Raw genomic sequence first — 13,369 nt, 5'->3', positions numbered from 1 at the left:
CTTTTACGGTTGCGGACGTAGATCGCCTTGGCGCCGCGGTGGGTCACCTGCTCTTCGATATCGAAGAGGCCCGTCGCCTTGATCAGTTCGCCCAGCTTTTTGTAGCCGTAGTTTCTGGGGTCGAACTCGGGGGACTGTTTGGCGATGATGTTGCCGGTGGCGCCCAGGTGGGCCCAGCCGCTCTCGTCGCTCGCCGCGTCGACGGCCTCTCTGAGCAGACGGATCAGCTTGCGGTCCCTTTTCAGTTCGGCGGCCGTCAGCCGGCGGATCGGTGTCTCCTCCTCGCTCTCTTCGGCTCTGAGGACCTCGGTGTAGATGAACTTGTCACAGGCCGAGACGAAGGGGACGGGGGTCTTCTTCTCTCCGAAGCCGTAGACGGTAAGACCCGATTCCCTGATGCGGGCCGCCAGTTTCGTGAAATCGCTGTCACTGCTGACGATACAGAAACCGTCGAAATTTCCGGTGTAGAGTAGATCCATCGCGTCGATGATCATGGCGCTGTCGGTGGCGTTCTTGCCCGTCGTGTACCCGAACTGCTGGATCGGCTGGATCGAATGGGTCAGAAGCACCTCTTTCCACCCCTTCAGCTGTGGAAGCGTCCAGTCGCCGTAGATCCGTTTGACGCTCGCCGTGCCGTATTTGGCGATCTCCGCCAGCAGGGCGTCGATGATGGAGGGCTGGGCGTTGTCCGCATCGATCAGTACCGCCAGTTTCGCCGTTTTTTCCAATGTTTCGTCCTTCTTGTATGTTGGTTTGCTCCGATCCCTTTTTCTATGGGCCGGGTGTCAGCGCTCCAGGTATCTTTCGTCCATGAAGGAACCCGGATGCAGATGGCAAAATGCCGCTTTGAGCTGTTTGAAGAGCTCGGGATTCTCGGCTTCCCACTTTTCGAGCATCGCTTTGGTGCTCTCTCTGGTATGGGGGAGCTTCACCTTTTTGAGCATGGCCGGACACGCCTCGTCTCCGATGGCGGCGATGCCGTTTTCCTCCACGAAGGCGCGGGTCTGACGCTCTCTGACCCAGATAAGCGGACGGATGACGTGAAAACCCTTCTTGGCCCGGTAGATCGGAGGCATGGAGCGCAGCGCCCCGTTGTAGAGCATGCTCATGAAAAAGCTCTCCACCGCGTCGTCGAGATGGTGTCCCAGCGCCACCTTGTTGTAGCCCCCCTCCTGCGCCTTCGTATAGAGCGCACCGCGGCGCATTCTCGAAAAGTAGCTGCAGAAGGAGCTGTTCTCCCTAATCGTCTCTTCGGCGATCTCGAAGATGTTGGTTTCGTAGATCTCGTAGGGGATGTCGTGGGTTTCGCAGTGGCGCACCAGCACGTCGTACCGCTCGCCCGGCATCCCGTAATGGACCGTCACCGCCTTGAACTCGAAGCGAAAGGGCGCGTGGCGCTGCATATGTTTCAGAAGATGCACCAGCGTCAGGGAGTCCTTCCCGCCGCTGAGTCCCACGAGGATGCGGTCGCCCTCCTCCACCAGTCTGTACTTGACGTTGGCGCGGCCCGCGGCCCGCAGGATCTTTTTACTTATCTTGATCGACGGCATCGAGCATCGCGAAGAGAAAATCGGCACTTACGGCCGACGAACTTTCCAAAAAGGCGTCGAAATCGAATCCCGCATCCATGTCCGCGGCGTCGCTGATGGCCCGCAGTATGAAAAACGGAATGTCGAGGGCGTCGCAGACGACGGCCACGGCCGCCCCCTCCATCTCCAGTGCCGCGGCGTCGAAAGTTTTTCCGATCCACTCCTTGCGAGCCGGATCGGCCACGAACTGGTCTCCGGTGGCGACGATGCCCCGTTTGAGCGTGATGCCCCGTTCATGGGCCACACGGGCCGCGATCTCCAGCAGACGCGGATCGGCCTCCACGTAGACCTTTCCCTCCGGCACGTAGCCGTAGGGGTGGCCGAAGGCCGTGATATCAAGGTCGTGCTGGCACAGTTTCGTCGCGGCGATCAGATCTCCGATTTTGAGATCGGGGTCGATCGCGCCGGCCACACCGGAAAAGAGCATCTTCTGCGCACCGAACTTCTCGATCATCGTCGAAGCGGTCAGGGCGGAGAAGACTTTGCCGATCTTGCTGTAGGCGATCACCAGATCCAGCGATCCGTAGAGTGCCGTATAGTAGATATTGTCGGCGATCTCATGCTTTTTGACATCCTGCAGTCGCGCCAGTATCGGTTCGATCTCTTCGGGCATCGCCCCCATGACTCCGACGACCATCAGCCCTCACCCGCCAATGTTTCCAAAGTCGCGTTGAGAGAGTCGTAGTCGCTGACGACCAGCGTCGGTTTTTTGGTGGTGCGGCGGTTGAGTCCCTTGAGAACCCCGCCGTGGCCGAACTCGATATAGCGGTCGACCAGGTCGTCGTTGTCGCGGATCGACTGTTTGTAGAGGACCGGAGAGACGAGCTGGCGTCCCAGCAGGTCGAGGGCTTCGGCCTTGGAGTTGTAGGCTTTGGCCGTGACGTTGGAGACGACGGGAGCCGCGAAAGAGTCTCTCAGCACCTTCTCGAGGGCCTCGGTCAGGGGTGCCACGGCCGGTTCGAGAAGCGGACAGTGGCTCGCCACCGACATGTTCAGCAGCATGACACGGCGCGCTTTGGCCGCTTTGAGCGCCTCTTCGATGCTCTGCAGGTCGCTCTTGATCCCGGCGATGACGATCTGACCGTCGGCGTTGTAGTTGGCGGGCCACACCTTTTTGCCGCTGTCACGTGCCTCCTGGCAAATCGCTTCGACATCCTCGTCGGCCACACCCAGGACCACCATCATTCCCGCGTCGATCCCTTCGCACGCCTTCTGCATCAGATCGCCACGCAGATGGACCAGCTTCACCGCTTCGAGCCAATCCATCGCATCCACGCACGCCAGGGCCGAAAACTCGCCCAGGGAGTGCCCCAGCGCGAAAGCCGGCGCGTCGGGAATCTGCTCCTTGAAAAGCCGGTACGCCATCATCGAAACCAGCAGGATCGCCGGCTGGGTGTAACGTGTCTGCTCCAGCAGGTCGTTGGGCTCGAAGAGAAGATTCGCCATGTCGATCTTCAGCGCGTCTCCCGCGGCTTCGAGCATCTGTGCCGCCGTCTGGGAGTGTTCGACGAACGATTTTCCCATGCCGGTCGCCTGGGATCCCTGACCGGGAAACAAAAAGGCACTCTTTTTCATCTGATAATTTCTCCTTCCAACACTGTTTGATGCTCTAATTATGGCACATTCGACCAATAAATTCGATAAATCGGGACTTTTTGGATCGTTTCCAAACGGAGAATATCAAAGATATTCACGCCACTCGCCGATCTTTTTTCTGAGGGTGTTGCGGTTGAGACCGAAAGCCTTGGACATCTTCAGCTGACTTTTGTAGCGCTTGGTGCCGGCTCGGATCAGGGGCACTTCGTAGAGATAGAGCAGTTTCCGGTAGACCTCCCCGGTCCGCTCCATCCTCTCCGCGAGAAATTTTTCGTTGAGATAGAGAAGATCCACCTCTCCGATACCGGATGCGAGATACTGCAGGACGATCGAGCGCCTGAGAGAAAAAGCGTTGAGGCTGATGTCGAGTTTTTCCCTCTCCACTTCGAAATCTTTCGAATCCTCATCTCCAAACATTCCCAGAACTTCCGATTTGAATTTCTCGACGAGCGGATCGATGTCTTCGGGTCTCTCTTTCAGAGGGGGTATCGTGATGCGCACGCTGAAAAATCCGCCATGGAGATCCGCCGTCTCGCCGTTGACGACTGCGACGATGTGGATTCCACGCTTCTGGATCGTCTGAAAAAATTTCGGATAGTTCTCGATCGTTTCGAAACGGTCGATGACGAGTTGGTCGTGTTTTGCCATCAGATTGTAGAGATCGGGATGGTTTCCGTGAACGACCGGGGCTTCCGGCATCATGAGTTTCGCGAGTGTGTGGCGTCCCGTTCCGGGCTCACCGCTGATGAGTGTGTTGAGTTTGAGAGATTTGAGAAGGTTGGCGGATTTCAAAGCCTCTTTGAGAGGCTTCGAAACGGCGATGAAATTAGTGGCAGCCACCTGTACCGCAACCGCAACTATCGTGACCGGGTTGCTCGACCTGGCCGCTGAGAGATTCGTTGACGGTCGGTTCACGAACTTCGGCGACACTGACGGTAAAGAGAAGATCTTTGCCCGCAAGAGGATGGTTGAAGTCGATCGTCACTTCGTTTTCATCGAAAGCTTTGACGGTGACCTGGACGGTCTGTCCGTCTTCGCTCTGTCCGTAGAGCGTCATGCCCTCCTGCAGTTCGATGCCCGCGAACTGCTCGCGCGGCATGGTCTGGACCGCTTCGGGATTGTATTCGCCGTAGGCTTCTGCCGCGGGCACGAGGATGTCGGCGTTTTCACCCGCTTCCATCCCCTTCATCTGGTTTTCGAGACCGGGAATGATCTGCTGTTTTCCTGTAATGAACGAAAGCGGTGCCTGTCCCATGTTGGAATCGACCACTTCGCCGGTCTTTGCGTCTTTCACTTCATAATTGAATGAAACGACGTTGTTGTCTTCGATTTTCATCAATAATTCTCCTTCAAAAAGTTGGGTATCTTAACACACCCATTGTTTAGTTTTTCTTAAGTTTATAAAGTTATTTCAGCTTGGCGAGATTTTTTCTGGCGACCTTCGCCGATTTGCTTTCGGGATAGAGCTGTATCAGCGATTCGTAGAACTGTTTCGCCTGCTTTCTGTCGCCCAGGCGTTCGAAAGAGACGGCCGTATGCAGCAGCAGGGTCGGCATGAAACTGCTCTTGTCATAGAGTGACGCGCTCTTTTTGTAGTGGGCGATCGCATCCTTGTATCGCCCTTCCCGGTAGGCGATCTCACCCAGGTAGTAGTTGGACGTGGCCGGTTTGTAGTGGTTTTTGATCAGATGGTCGAAATAGATCTTCGCGTCCGAATAGCGTTTTTTCGAAAAGAGCTTTTTCGCTTCTACGAAGATGTCGGCGTTCGCCTTCCCGCTCAGGTCTCCCTTTTTCATGAAGGATTCGTAGGAGTTCTTGAAATCGAGAAAAGCCGATTCGAGCTTCTCGAAACGCTCTTTGTCCACATATTTTTCGTTGATCGAGTCGATCATCGCGCCCAGTTCCTGAAGAACCTTTCGGATCTGCTCGAAATTCTCCTGCTGGGTCACGACCAGCTGATCGACGGTCCGGTTGAGATCGTCGATCTTCTCCACGGCGTTGTCGTAGGATCGGATCTTGCTGTTGAGGCCTTCGAGGATACTCTGGAGTCCGTCGATGCGTTCACGGTTCTCCTGAACGATCTGCTGCTGCTTTAGAAGGCTTTTCTGTAGGGCTTCGATCGCCTGTTTGTTTCGGAGAATATGCTTCTCCTCTTCACTGAGGCCGTAGGGATTGGGACTGTCGAGATTGCCGGCTCCGAATGCGGAGGGCTCTTCCGGTGACGCCGCGAACGCGGCGACAGCCAGAAGGATTGTCAAAGAAAGTTTTTTCATCTAGATCAGGGGAGGAGTTTGAATTCTACACGTCTGTTCTGTGCCCAGCACTCTTTTGTATGCTCGGTACATACGGGATTGCTTTCGCCGTAGCTGACCATCACCATGCGGCTCTCGTCGATACCTTTGACGCTGAGTGCGTCGCGAACGCTCTTGGCGCGCTTGAGGCCCAGAGCGTAGTTGTACTCGTCGGTACCCCATTCGTCACAGTTTCCTTCGATCTTGATCGTCAGGTCTTTCGCGTCTTCCGAAGCGAAGAGTCTGGCGTCCTCGTCGACTCTGGGCTCCTGGTCGGGACGGATGTTGTACTTGTCGAAATCGAAATAGATCTTTTTCGCGCTCGCTTCGATCTCACGGATCTTCGCCAGACGGGCGTCCTCGCTCATGATGTCACTCGACTCGGTGCTGCCCTGGATCGTATCGAGGCCGCTGTCGGCACTCGTCGCTTCCTGTCCCGCACCCTGCTGCGTCATGTCGACTTCGGGTTCTTTCTGGGAACACCCGCTCATCAGCAGTGCCGCGGCCACTGCGGCTATGAACAAACTCTTTCTCATCGCTCTGTCTCCTTATGTATAAGTTTTGTGGATTTTATCATAAAGTTACTGGTTTTTCATTGATATTTATACTGATTCACCAATCGATCGACTGGATACGTTTTCCTTTGAGAGGAAAGAGATACCCTTCGTTGTAATTGAGCCGGATGATGCCGATGGCGCTCTGGGAAGCGTAATGCTTCAGATAGATCACGCTCTCCCCGTCCTCGGAAAATTTCGGAAACTGATTGACACCGCTGGCGGTCAGCCGGCGGATGTAGTCGGTCTGGGTCGAAATCAGATAGAGATTGAACGTGTTGGAGCTGAAGGCGTTGTCCGTCTCCCTGCTGCTGTAGACGATGTATCTGCCGTGGGCGCTGCAGGCGTTGTTGTTGCGGCCGTGGAAGACCATCTGCTGCACGCCTCTGCTGCCGATACGGGATGCGAAGATATTGGGGTATCCCAGTCTGTCCGAGACGAAGACGATCCGTTTCTCACCGTCGATATACTGGGCCGAAACGTCGATGCCCGAGTAGAACGTGAGCCGCTCCTTCATCCCGCTGTCGAGATGGTACTGGTAGATATCCGGCTGACCGTCGGGGGCCATCGTCAAGAGCAGCTTTTTCCCGTCACGGCTGACGTCGGAGCAGACCAGCATCCCGTCGGAGGTGGCGACTTTGCGCTGCTGGCCCGTGTAGATGTTGTAGTAGTAAAGGACTGGCCGGCGCCCGAGTTTCGTGAAGTAGATCCCCTTCTGCTCCCGGTCGGCCCATTTGGGGAAGATGTTGAGCCCGCCGCTGACGAGCCGTTTGCGGTAGGTGAGCGTATAGTCGGCGATGACGATATCGGCGTGTTTGGGTTTGACGTATTCGGAGAATACGACGTAACGCTTCATCCACGCCACGCTGGGCATCTTCAGAAAGTCGTTGAAATCGATGACGGCCTGATGGATCAGAAAGGGGTATCTCGCACGGTTGGCCACACGGTAGCTTCTTTCGTAAAAAGGGCTGCCCGAGGGAAGTTCGAAGGCTTTGACGTCCATGTAGAGCCGCTGCTGGTCACCCTCTCTGAAGCGGTACCGCAGCAGATAGTTGTAGGATTTTAGCATCGGGTCGACGAGGGCGTCGTACCCGGTGTAGTGGTAGGTGTCCTCGACTTTGAAGTGGGCCGTCACTTTCAGGTCGCCCATGACGAGTCTGAAAAACTTCTGGCGGGTCGTTTCGGTACCGAAAACCGAAGCGTCCTGTATCACGACAGAAGGTCGGTTGTCGGCCGATTTGACGATCTCCAGGGTCGCGTCCGAGGCATAGAGGAAAACCCCGATCAACATCATTAAAACTATTCGCACGCCTACTCCTTCGCTTTGAATTCCACGTCGATCACGAGCTCTCTGCCGCGCTTGTGTGACGGGAATTTTTTATGTTTGAGTCGTTCGAGGTATTCTATCAGGCTCTCATTGAAACCTTGATTATCCGAAGGATATAAGAGGCGGTACTCAAACTCCCCGTCGGGCGCTATCGTCAGTCGCACGGTGGCGGCGGAACCGGCATAGACCGACTCCGGCTGCCAGGAGCCGTAGAGTATCTCGTAGAGTTTGGACATGTAGGCGTCCACCTCTCCCTGGCCCGACGCTTTGGACGACATCCTGATCGACGGTTTGCTCAGGTTGATATCCCTGATCAGCTGCTGGGCTCTTTTCTGCTCCCGTTTTTCCTCTTTCGATGTGGCCTTGTACCTGATTTTCGGCGCGTTGGCCAGACGTGCCGCTCTGGAGGTATCGGTCGGCTCTTTTATCTTGACACCCTTGAAGAGGGAGGCGATCGCTTTGGGTCTGGGCTTTGTGGGCTGTTTCGGCGAGGCGCTGCTCTTTTTGGCGACGGCCGGCGTTTTGGCTTTGGTTTTCGGTTTGACCTCTTTTTTTTCGACCGGCTGCGGCTTCGGTTTCGCCGGCGGCATCTGCATCAAAGAGACTTCGATCGATTCCGAGACTTTCGGAACGTACCGCTTCGATTTTTTGTAGTCGTTGAAAAAGATTATCAACAGAAGAATCAGAACGAAATAGAAGAGAAAGGCGGCGGCTCCGCCCGTAAAGAAGAAGAGACCCCTTTTATCCATCGGTCACCAGTGAGACTTTCGAAAATCCCGCTTCCTTCACCGTTTTGAGCAGATACATCACATCCTTGTAGGGAAGACGCTCGTCGGCCCGTATGTAGACGGGTATCCCTTTGTCCAGAGACTGGGTCTTGAGCAGAAAACGGTCGGGGAAAGAGATTTTGTCGAACTTCTCTTTTTGGAAATGGATCACGCGGTTCTTGTCCATGCTGATCTCGATCGACTTGACTTTCTGGAGGGTACGGGTTTTGGAACCCTGCGGGAGGGTGATGTTCTCCTCGTAGATGATCGTGGGTGCCGTGACCATCAAAATGGCCATCAGCACCAGCATGATGTCGACAAGCGGCGTGATGTTGAGATCGGGTTTTTCATCCCATTCGTATCGCATGGTCCTACGCGTCTCTTTTCTGTGCCAGAAGCATGTCGGCCTGCATCGCGATGACCGTCGTCAGGTCGTACGCCTTTCGTTTGAGCAGCAGATGGAAGCTGTAGGCGAAGATCGCTACGAAGATACCGGCCGCCGTCGCCACCAGCGCTTCGCTGATGGCCGGAGCGACGACGCTGAGCGTCGCGCTTTTCTGGGTTCCAAGGCCCGCGAATGCTTCGAGAATCGATATGACGGTACCGAAAAGTCCGATAAAAGGCGAGGTACTGGCGATCATGGAGAGCAGCGTCAGGCCCTTCGTCGCCTCTTTGGTCGCGGCATATTCACAGATTTCCAGTGCTTTGGCGTTGATGGCGGGTGATCGCTTGAGACAGCTTTTGAGAATGGATCCGTGGGTTACGGATGTGGCCCCCATATGCATCTGTTCCATCGAATCCTTCTCTTTGGAGAGCCATCGTGCGAGTGTAAGGTATCGGTAGACGTAGATCCAGACGGTGAGGAAAAGGTAAAAGGAGAGCAGTCCCAGGACTGCGATGGTGATGGGACTGCTGCGGTCGATATAACCGACGATGATGTCGATCATGGTTTAAAATCTTGTTTTGGCGGCCGTTTCTACTTTTGCCTCGACATTGGCAATGGCAAAATCGGAGTTGCTCGCTTTTTTGATGAGCTCTTTCGCCTCTTTGATCGCTTTGGCCATGTCGCTCTCGGTCTCCCCGACGATCGGCACCGCCCCTTCGACGACGACCAGCGTCTTGTTTTCGTCGACTTTCACATATCCGGAATCGATGACGATGGAGTCGACCGTCCCATCCTCTTTTTCGATTTCGATGACTCCGGCTTCCAGCAGTGAGACGAGTGAGGCGTGCTCGGGCAGAACGCCGAATTCACCCTCCGCTCCCGGGAATGTGGCTGACTTCACGTTACCGCTGAAGATCAGGCCGTGGGGAGTCACGATTTCAAGTTTCATTGTATCCATGATTATCCTTTAGTTCAGGATATGAACTCTCTTGACAAGGAATCCCTTGTCAAGAGGCTTTGGCTTTGAGCTTCTCAGCTTTTTCGATAACCTCGTCGATGCTGCCGACCATATAGAAGGCAGCTTCCGGAAGATCGTCGTACTCGCCTTCGAGAAGTCCCTTGAAGCCTTTGATCGTCTCTTCGAGCGTGACATATTTTCCGGGGCTTCCGGTAAATACTTCCGCGACGAAGAAGGGCTGGGAGAGGAAGCGCTCGATCTTACGCGCACGCTCGACCGTTTTCTTGTCCTCTTCGGAGAGCTCGTCCATACCGAGGATCGCGATGATGTCCTGAAGGTCTTTGTACTTTTGAAGTACTGACTGGACACCGCGGGCGACCTGATAGTGCTCGTCGCCGATGATGGCGGGATCGAGCATACGGCTTGTGGAGTCGAGCGGGTCGACGGCGGGGTAGATACCCTTTTCGGCGATCTTACGGTTCAGAACCGTCGTGGCGTCGAGGTGGGCGAAGACCGAAGCCGGCGCAGGGTCGGTGAGGTCGTCCGCCGGAACGTAGACGGCCTGTACGGACGTGATCGAACCTTTCGTCGTCGAGGTGATGCGCTCCTGCAGCTGACCCATTTCACGTGCCAGTGTCGGCTGGTAACCGACCGCGGAAGGAATACGTCCCAGAAGTGCCGACATTTCCGAACCGGCCTGAGCGTATCGGAAGATGTTGTCGATGAACATCAGAACGTCGAGGCCCATCTCGTCACGGAAGTACTCCGCCATCGTCAGACCTGTGAGTGCGATACGGTTACGTGCTCCCGGGGGCTCGTTCATCTGGCCGTAGCAGAGGGCGACTTTGTCCAGTACGTTGGACTCTTTCATTTCGTTGTAGAGGTCGTTACCCTCACGCGTTCGCTCACCGACACCCGCGAAGACGGAGTAACCGCTGTGCTTGAATGCGACGTTGTGGATCAGCTCCATGATGATGACCGTCTTACCGACGCCCGCACCACCGAAGAGTCCGACTTTACCACCCTTCGCGTAAGGAGCCAGAAGGTCGACGACCTTGATACCGGTTTCGAAAATCTCCTGCTTCGTGCTCTGATCTTCGAACGCAGGAGGATTGCGGTGGATGCTCCATGTCGTTTTCGCTTTCAGCGCTTCGCCTTCGTCGATCGTCTCGCCGATGACGTTGAAGATACGTCCGAGGACCTCTTCGCCGACCGGGACCTTGATCGCGTCGCCTGTCGCTTTGACATCCATGCCGCGAACGAGACCTTCACTCATATCCATGGCGATGGTTCGTACACGGTTGTCGCCGATGTGGCTGGCGACTTCGAGTACGAGACGTTTCTTCTCTCCCTCGAGTTCGTAGTTGACTTCGAGTGCTTCGTTGATCGCCGGCAGATAGTCTTCGAAATCGACGTCGACAACCGGCCCGATGACCTGAACAATTTTACCTGTCATTCCTTCTCCTTCTTTTATTTCAGTGCTTCCATACCGCTGATGATCTCAATCAGTTCGGTAGTGATAGATTCTTGTCGTGCTTTGTTGTATGCGATCGTCAGTTCGTTGACGCGCTCCGAGGCGTTTTTCGTCGCGTTGTCCATCGCCTGCATACGGGCGCTGTGCTCGGCGGCGAGGGAATCGAGAAGTCCGTAGTACATGCTGTACTCCGCATATTTGCGAAGCAGCGTGTTGAGGAGTTCTTCCTGCTCTTCCGGTTCGTACTCGATGCTCGACTTCAATTCGCGGGGTTCGACCGTGGAGATGTCGATGGGCATCAGCTGGATGACACGCTGCTCCTGGGTCAGCATGTTCTTGAAGCCGTTGTATATCAGGATCACGCGGTCGGTGACACCGCTCGCGAAATCCATCAGCGACTGATCCATGAACTCGGCGGCCTGCTTGTAGTCGGGCGATGCGCTCAGTCCGATCACTTCGTCGGTCATCTCGATACCGTTGTATTTCAGAAAGTCGATCGCCTTGCGTCCGATGACACGGAGGCGGACCGCTACCTTCTTCTCTTTGTACTCTCTGAGGAGTTTCAGCGTCGTTTTGAGCGTGCTGACGTTGAAGCCGCCGCAAAGACCCTTGTCGGCCGTGACACAGATGATGTCGACGGTACGGACAGCGAGATCGGTCTGTACGAAACGGCTGTCGCTTCCGCCCACTTTGCTGTGGTTTATTTCATAGGCGATTTCGCTGACGAGCTCGTCGAGTTTCTGTGCGTAGATGCGAGATCTTTTCGCCAGCTCCTCGGCTCTTTTCAGTTTCGCCTGTGAAACAAGCTTCATCGCACGTGTCGTCTTCTGGGTACCCTTGACACTGTTGATCTGAAGCTTAATCTCTTTCAAGTTTGCCATGGTTGATCCTTATGCTTAGGCGCTGAATGAATTTTTGAATTCGCCCAGTGCTTTCTTAATCAACTCTTCGATTTCGTCATCGATCTTCTGCTTCTCGCGAATCTGCTCGAGAACGTTCGGGAAGTTCGCTTCGACGAAGGGATAGAGCTCCGCCTCGAACTTCGTGACCGCTTCGACCGGAACGTCGTCGAGATATCCGTTGGCTCCCGCATAGATGATGAGAATCTGTTTTTCGACGGGAAGCGGGCTGTAGGGCGGCTGCTTCAAGACTTCGACCATGCGGGCACCACGCTCGAGCTGGGCACGTGTCGCGTCGTCCAGGTCGCTGGCGAACTGGGCGAAAGCTTCGAGTTCGCGATACTGCGCGAGGTCGAGTCGCAGTGTACCGGAAACCTGTTTCATCGCTTTGATCTGGGCGGCACCACCGACACGCGAAACGGAGATACCGACGTTGATCGCAGGACGGATACCGCTGTTGAAGAGGTTGGTCTCCAGGAATATCTGGCCGTCCGTGATCGAGATGACGTTGGTCGGGATGTAGGCCGAAACGTCACCTGCCTGGGTTTCGATGATCGGCAGAGCCGTCAGAGATCCGGCACCCAGATCGTCGCTCAGTTTCGCTGCGCGCTCGAGAAGGCGAGAGTGCAGGTAGAAGACGTCACCGGGGAAAGCTTCACGTCCCGGAGGTCGGCGAAGAATCAAAGACATTTCACGGTAGGCGACGGCGTGCTTGCTCAGGTCATCGTAAATGATCAGCGCATGCTGTCCGTTGTCGCGGAAATATTCACCCATCGTGACACCGGCGTAGGGAGCCAGGAACTGCAGGGCGGCAGACTCGGAAGCACCGGCGTTGACGACGATCGTGTAATCCATCGCACCGTGCTCTTCGAGTTTGCGTACCAGTGATGCGACGGTCGACTGCTTCTGTCCGATAGCGACGTAGATACAGACGACACCCTGACCCTTCTGGCTGATGATGGAGTCGATGGCGACAGTGGTTTTACCTGTCTGGCGGTCACCGATGATCAGCTCGCGCTGTCCGCGTCCGATCGGAACCAGGGCGTCGATCGCCTTGATACCTGTCTGGAGCGGTTCATGGACAGATTTACGCGCCATGATGCCGGGAGCTTTCTCTTCGACGAATCGGTACTCTTTCGATTCGATCGGGCCTTTGCCGTCGATCGGCTCACCCAGGGCGTTTACGACACGTCCGACGATCTCCTTGCCTACAGGCACTTTCAGAAGCTGTCCCAGACGCTTGACGCTCATTCCTTCACGGATATTGAGGCCCTTTCCGAGGATGACGATACCGACGCTCGCCTCTTCGAGGTTGAGGACCATACCTCGTTCTCCATCCTCGAATTCGACCATTTCACCGGCCATTACGTTGTTGAGTCCGAATACCTGTGCGATTCCGTCAGCGACGCTGACAACTTTTCCCGTTTCGTCGATATCGACGCTCAATTCAAAATTTTCGATACGCTCTTTGATAATCGAGCTGATTTCATCTGCTTGAAGTTTAGACACTACCGATCTCCTTTCTATGT

At 55.3% G+C, this 13,369-nt stretch carries 16 protein-coding genes; all 16 read right to left on the bottom strand.

Annotated elements, in window-relative coordinates:
* Positions 1-728: NYN domain-containing protein (locus tag Q1K23_RS00695; protein ID WP_300361105.1), on the bottom strand; the 728-nt coding region annotated here is incomplete at its 3' end.
* Positions 729-785: 57 nt separating this feature from the next.
* Positions 786-1,550, bottom strand: a complete 765-nt coding sequence (locus tag Q1K23_RS00690; RefSeq protein ID WP_300361102.1) for an ATP-binding protein — start codon at positions 1,548-1,550, stop codon at positions 786-788.
* On the bottom strand, positions 1,528-2,226 hold the full coding sequence (locus Q1K23_RS00685) for a 5'-methylthioadenosine/adenosylhomocysteine nucleosidase (protein ID WP_300361099.1): 699 nt from the start codon (positions 2,224-2,226) through the stop codon (positions 1,528-1,530). The genes Q1K23_RS00690 and Q1K23_RS00685 overlap by 23 nt, the downstream gene beginning before the upstream one ends.
* Positions 2,226-3,164, bottom strand: a complete 939-nt coding sequence (gene fabD / locus Q1K23_RS00680; RefSeq protein WP_300361096.1) for an ACP S-malonyltransferase — start codon at positions 3,162-3,164, stop codon at positions 2,226-2,228. The genes Q1K23_RS00685 and fabD overlap by 1 nt, the downstream gene beginning before the upstream one ends.
* Positions 3,165-3,269: 105 nt before the next feature.
* A complete protein-coding gene (locus tag Q1K23_RS00675; protein WP_300361094.1) occupies positions 3,270-4,025 on the bottom strand; it encodes a Fis family transcriptional regulator in 756 nt (251 codons plus the stop codon).
* Entirely contained in the window at positions 4,012-4,521 is a 510-nt protein-coding gene (locus Q1K23_RS00670; protein ID WP_300361092.1) for a peptidylprolyl isomerase, read from the bottom strand. Before Q1K23_RS00670 ends, Q1K23_RS00675 begins: the two co-directional genes overlap by 14 nt.
* Positions 4,522-4,591: 70 nt before the next feature.
* Positions 4,592-5,458 (bottom strand): tetratricopeptide repeat protein, encoded by an 867-nt coding sequence (locus Q1K23_RS00665; RefSeq protein WP_300361089.1) that lies wholly within the window; start codon positions 5,456-5,458, stop codon positions 4,592-4,594.
* 5 nt (positions 5,459-5,463) lie between these two features.
* Positions 5,464-6,012 carry an OmpA family protein gene (locus tag Q1K23_RS00660; RefSeq protein ID WP_300361086.1) on the bottom strand — a complete coding sequence of 183 codons (549 nt, stop codon included), beginning with the start codon at positions 6,010-6,012 and terminating at the stop codon, positions 5,464-5,466.
* 76 nt (positions 6,013-6,088) lie between these two features.
* Positions 6,089-7,339: a Tol-Pal system protein TolB gene (tolB, locus tag Q1K23_RS00655; protein WP_300361085.1), complete on the bottom strand. Its 1,251-nt coding sequence runs from the start codon at positions 7,337-7,339 to the stop codon at positions 6,089-6,091.
* A gap of 2 nt (positions 7,340-7,341) precedes the next feature.
* The gene (locus Q1K23_RS00650) at positions 7,342-8,106 is read right to left on the bottom strand and encodes a TonB C-terminal domain-containing protein (protein ID WP_300361083.1); all 765 of its coding nucleotides are present in this window, start codon (positions 8,104-8,106) and stop codon (positions 7,342-7,344) included.
* Positions 8,099-8,491, bottom strand: a complete 393-nt coding sequence (locus Q1K23_RS00645; protein WP_300361081.1) for a biopolymer transporter ExbD — start codon at positions 8,489-8,491, stop codon at positions 8,099-8,101. Before Q1K23_RS00645 ends, Q1K23_RS00650 begins: the two co-directional genes overlap by 8 nt.
* 4 nt (positions 8,492-8,495) lie before the next feature.
* Positions 8,496-9,071, bottom strand: coding sequence for a MotA/TolQ/ExbB proton channel family protein (locus tag Q1K23_RS00640; RefSeq protein WP_300361079.1), 576 nt, complete (start codon positions 9,069-9,071; stop codon positions 8,496-8,498).
* A gap of 3 nt (positions 9,072-9,074) precedes the next feature.
* Entirely contained in the window at positions 9,075-9,467 is a 393-nt protein-coding gene (gene atpC, locus Q1K23_RS00635; protein WP_300361077.1) for an ATP synthase F1 subunit epsilon, read from the bottom strand.
* 49 nt (positions 9,468-9,516) lie between these two features.
* The gene (gene atpD / locus Q1K23_RS00630; protein ID WP_300361075.1) at positions 9,517-10,923 is read right to left on the bottom strand and encodes a F0F1 ATP synthase subunit beta; all 1,407 of its coding nucleotides are present in this window, start codon (positions 10,921-10,923) and stop codon (positions 9,517-9,519) included.
* Positions 10,924-10,937: 14 nt separating this feature from the next.
* Complete coding sequence (gene atpG, locus Q1K23_RS00625; protein ID WP_300361072.1) at positions 10,938-11,822, bottom strand: ATP synthase F1 subunit gamma; 885 nt, start codon at positions 11,820-11,822, stop codon at positions 10,938-10,940.
* A gap of 15 nt (positions 11,823-11,837) precedes the next feature.
* The gene (atpA, locus tag Q1K23_RS00620) at positions 11,838-13,367 is read right to left on the bottom strand and encodes a F0F1 ATP synthase subunit alpha (RefSeq protein ID WP_300361107.1); all 1,530 of its coding nucleotides are present in this window, start codon (positions 13,365-13,367) and stop codon (positions 11,838-11,840) included.
* Positions 13,368-13,369 lie beyond the last annotated feature (2 nt).

The organism is Hydrogenimonas sp. (genome assembly GCF_029933015.1).
Taxonomy (GTDB): Bacteria; Campylobacterota; Campylobacteria; order Campylobacterales; family Hydrogenimonadaceae; genus Hydrogenimonas.
This window is presented reverse-complemented; position numbering and strand designations above follow the sequence as displayed.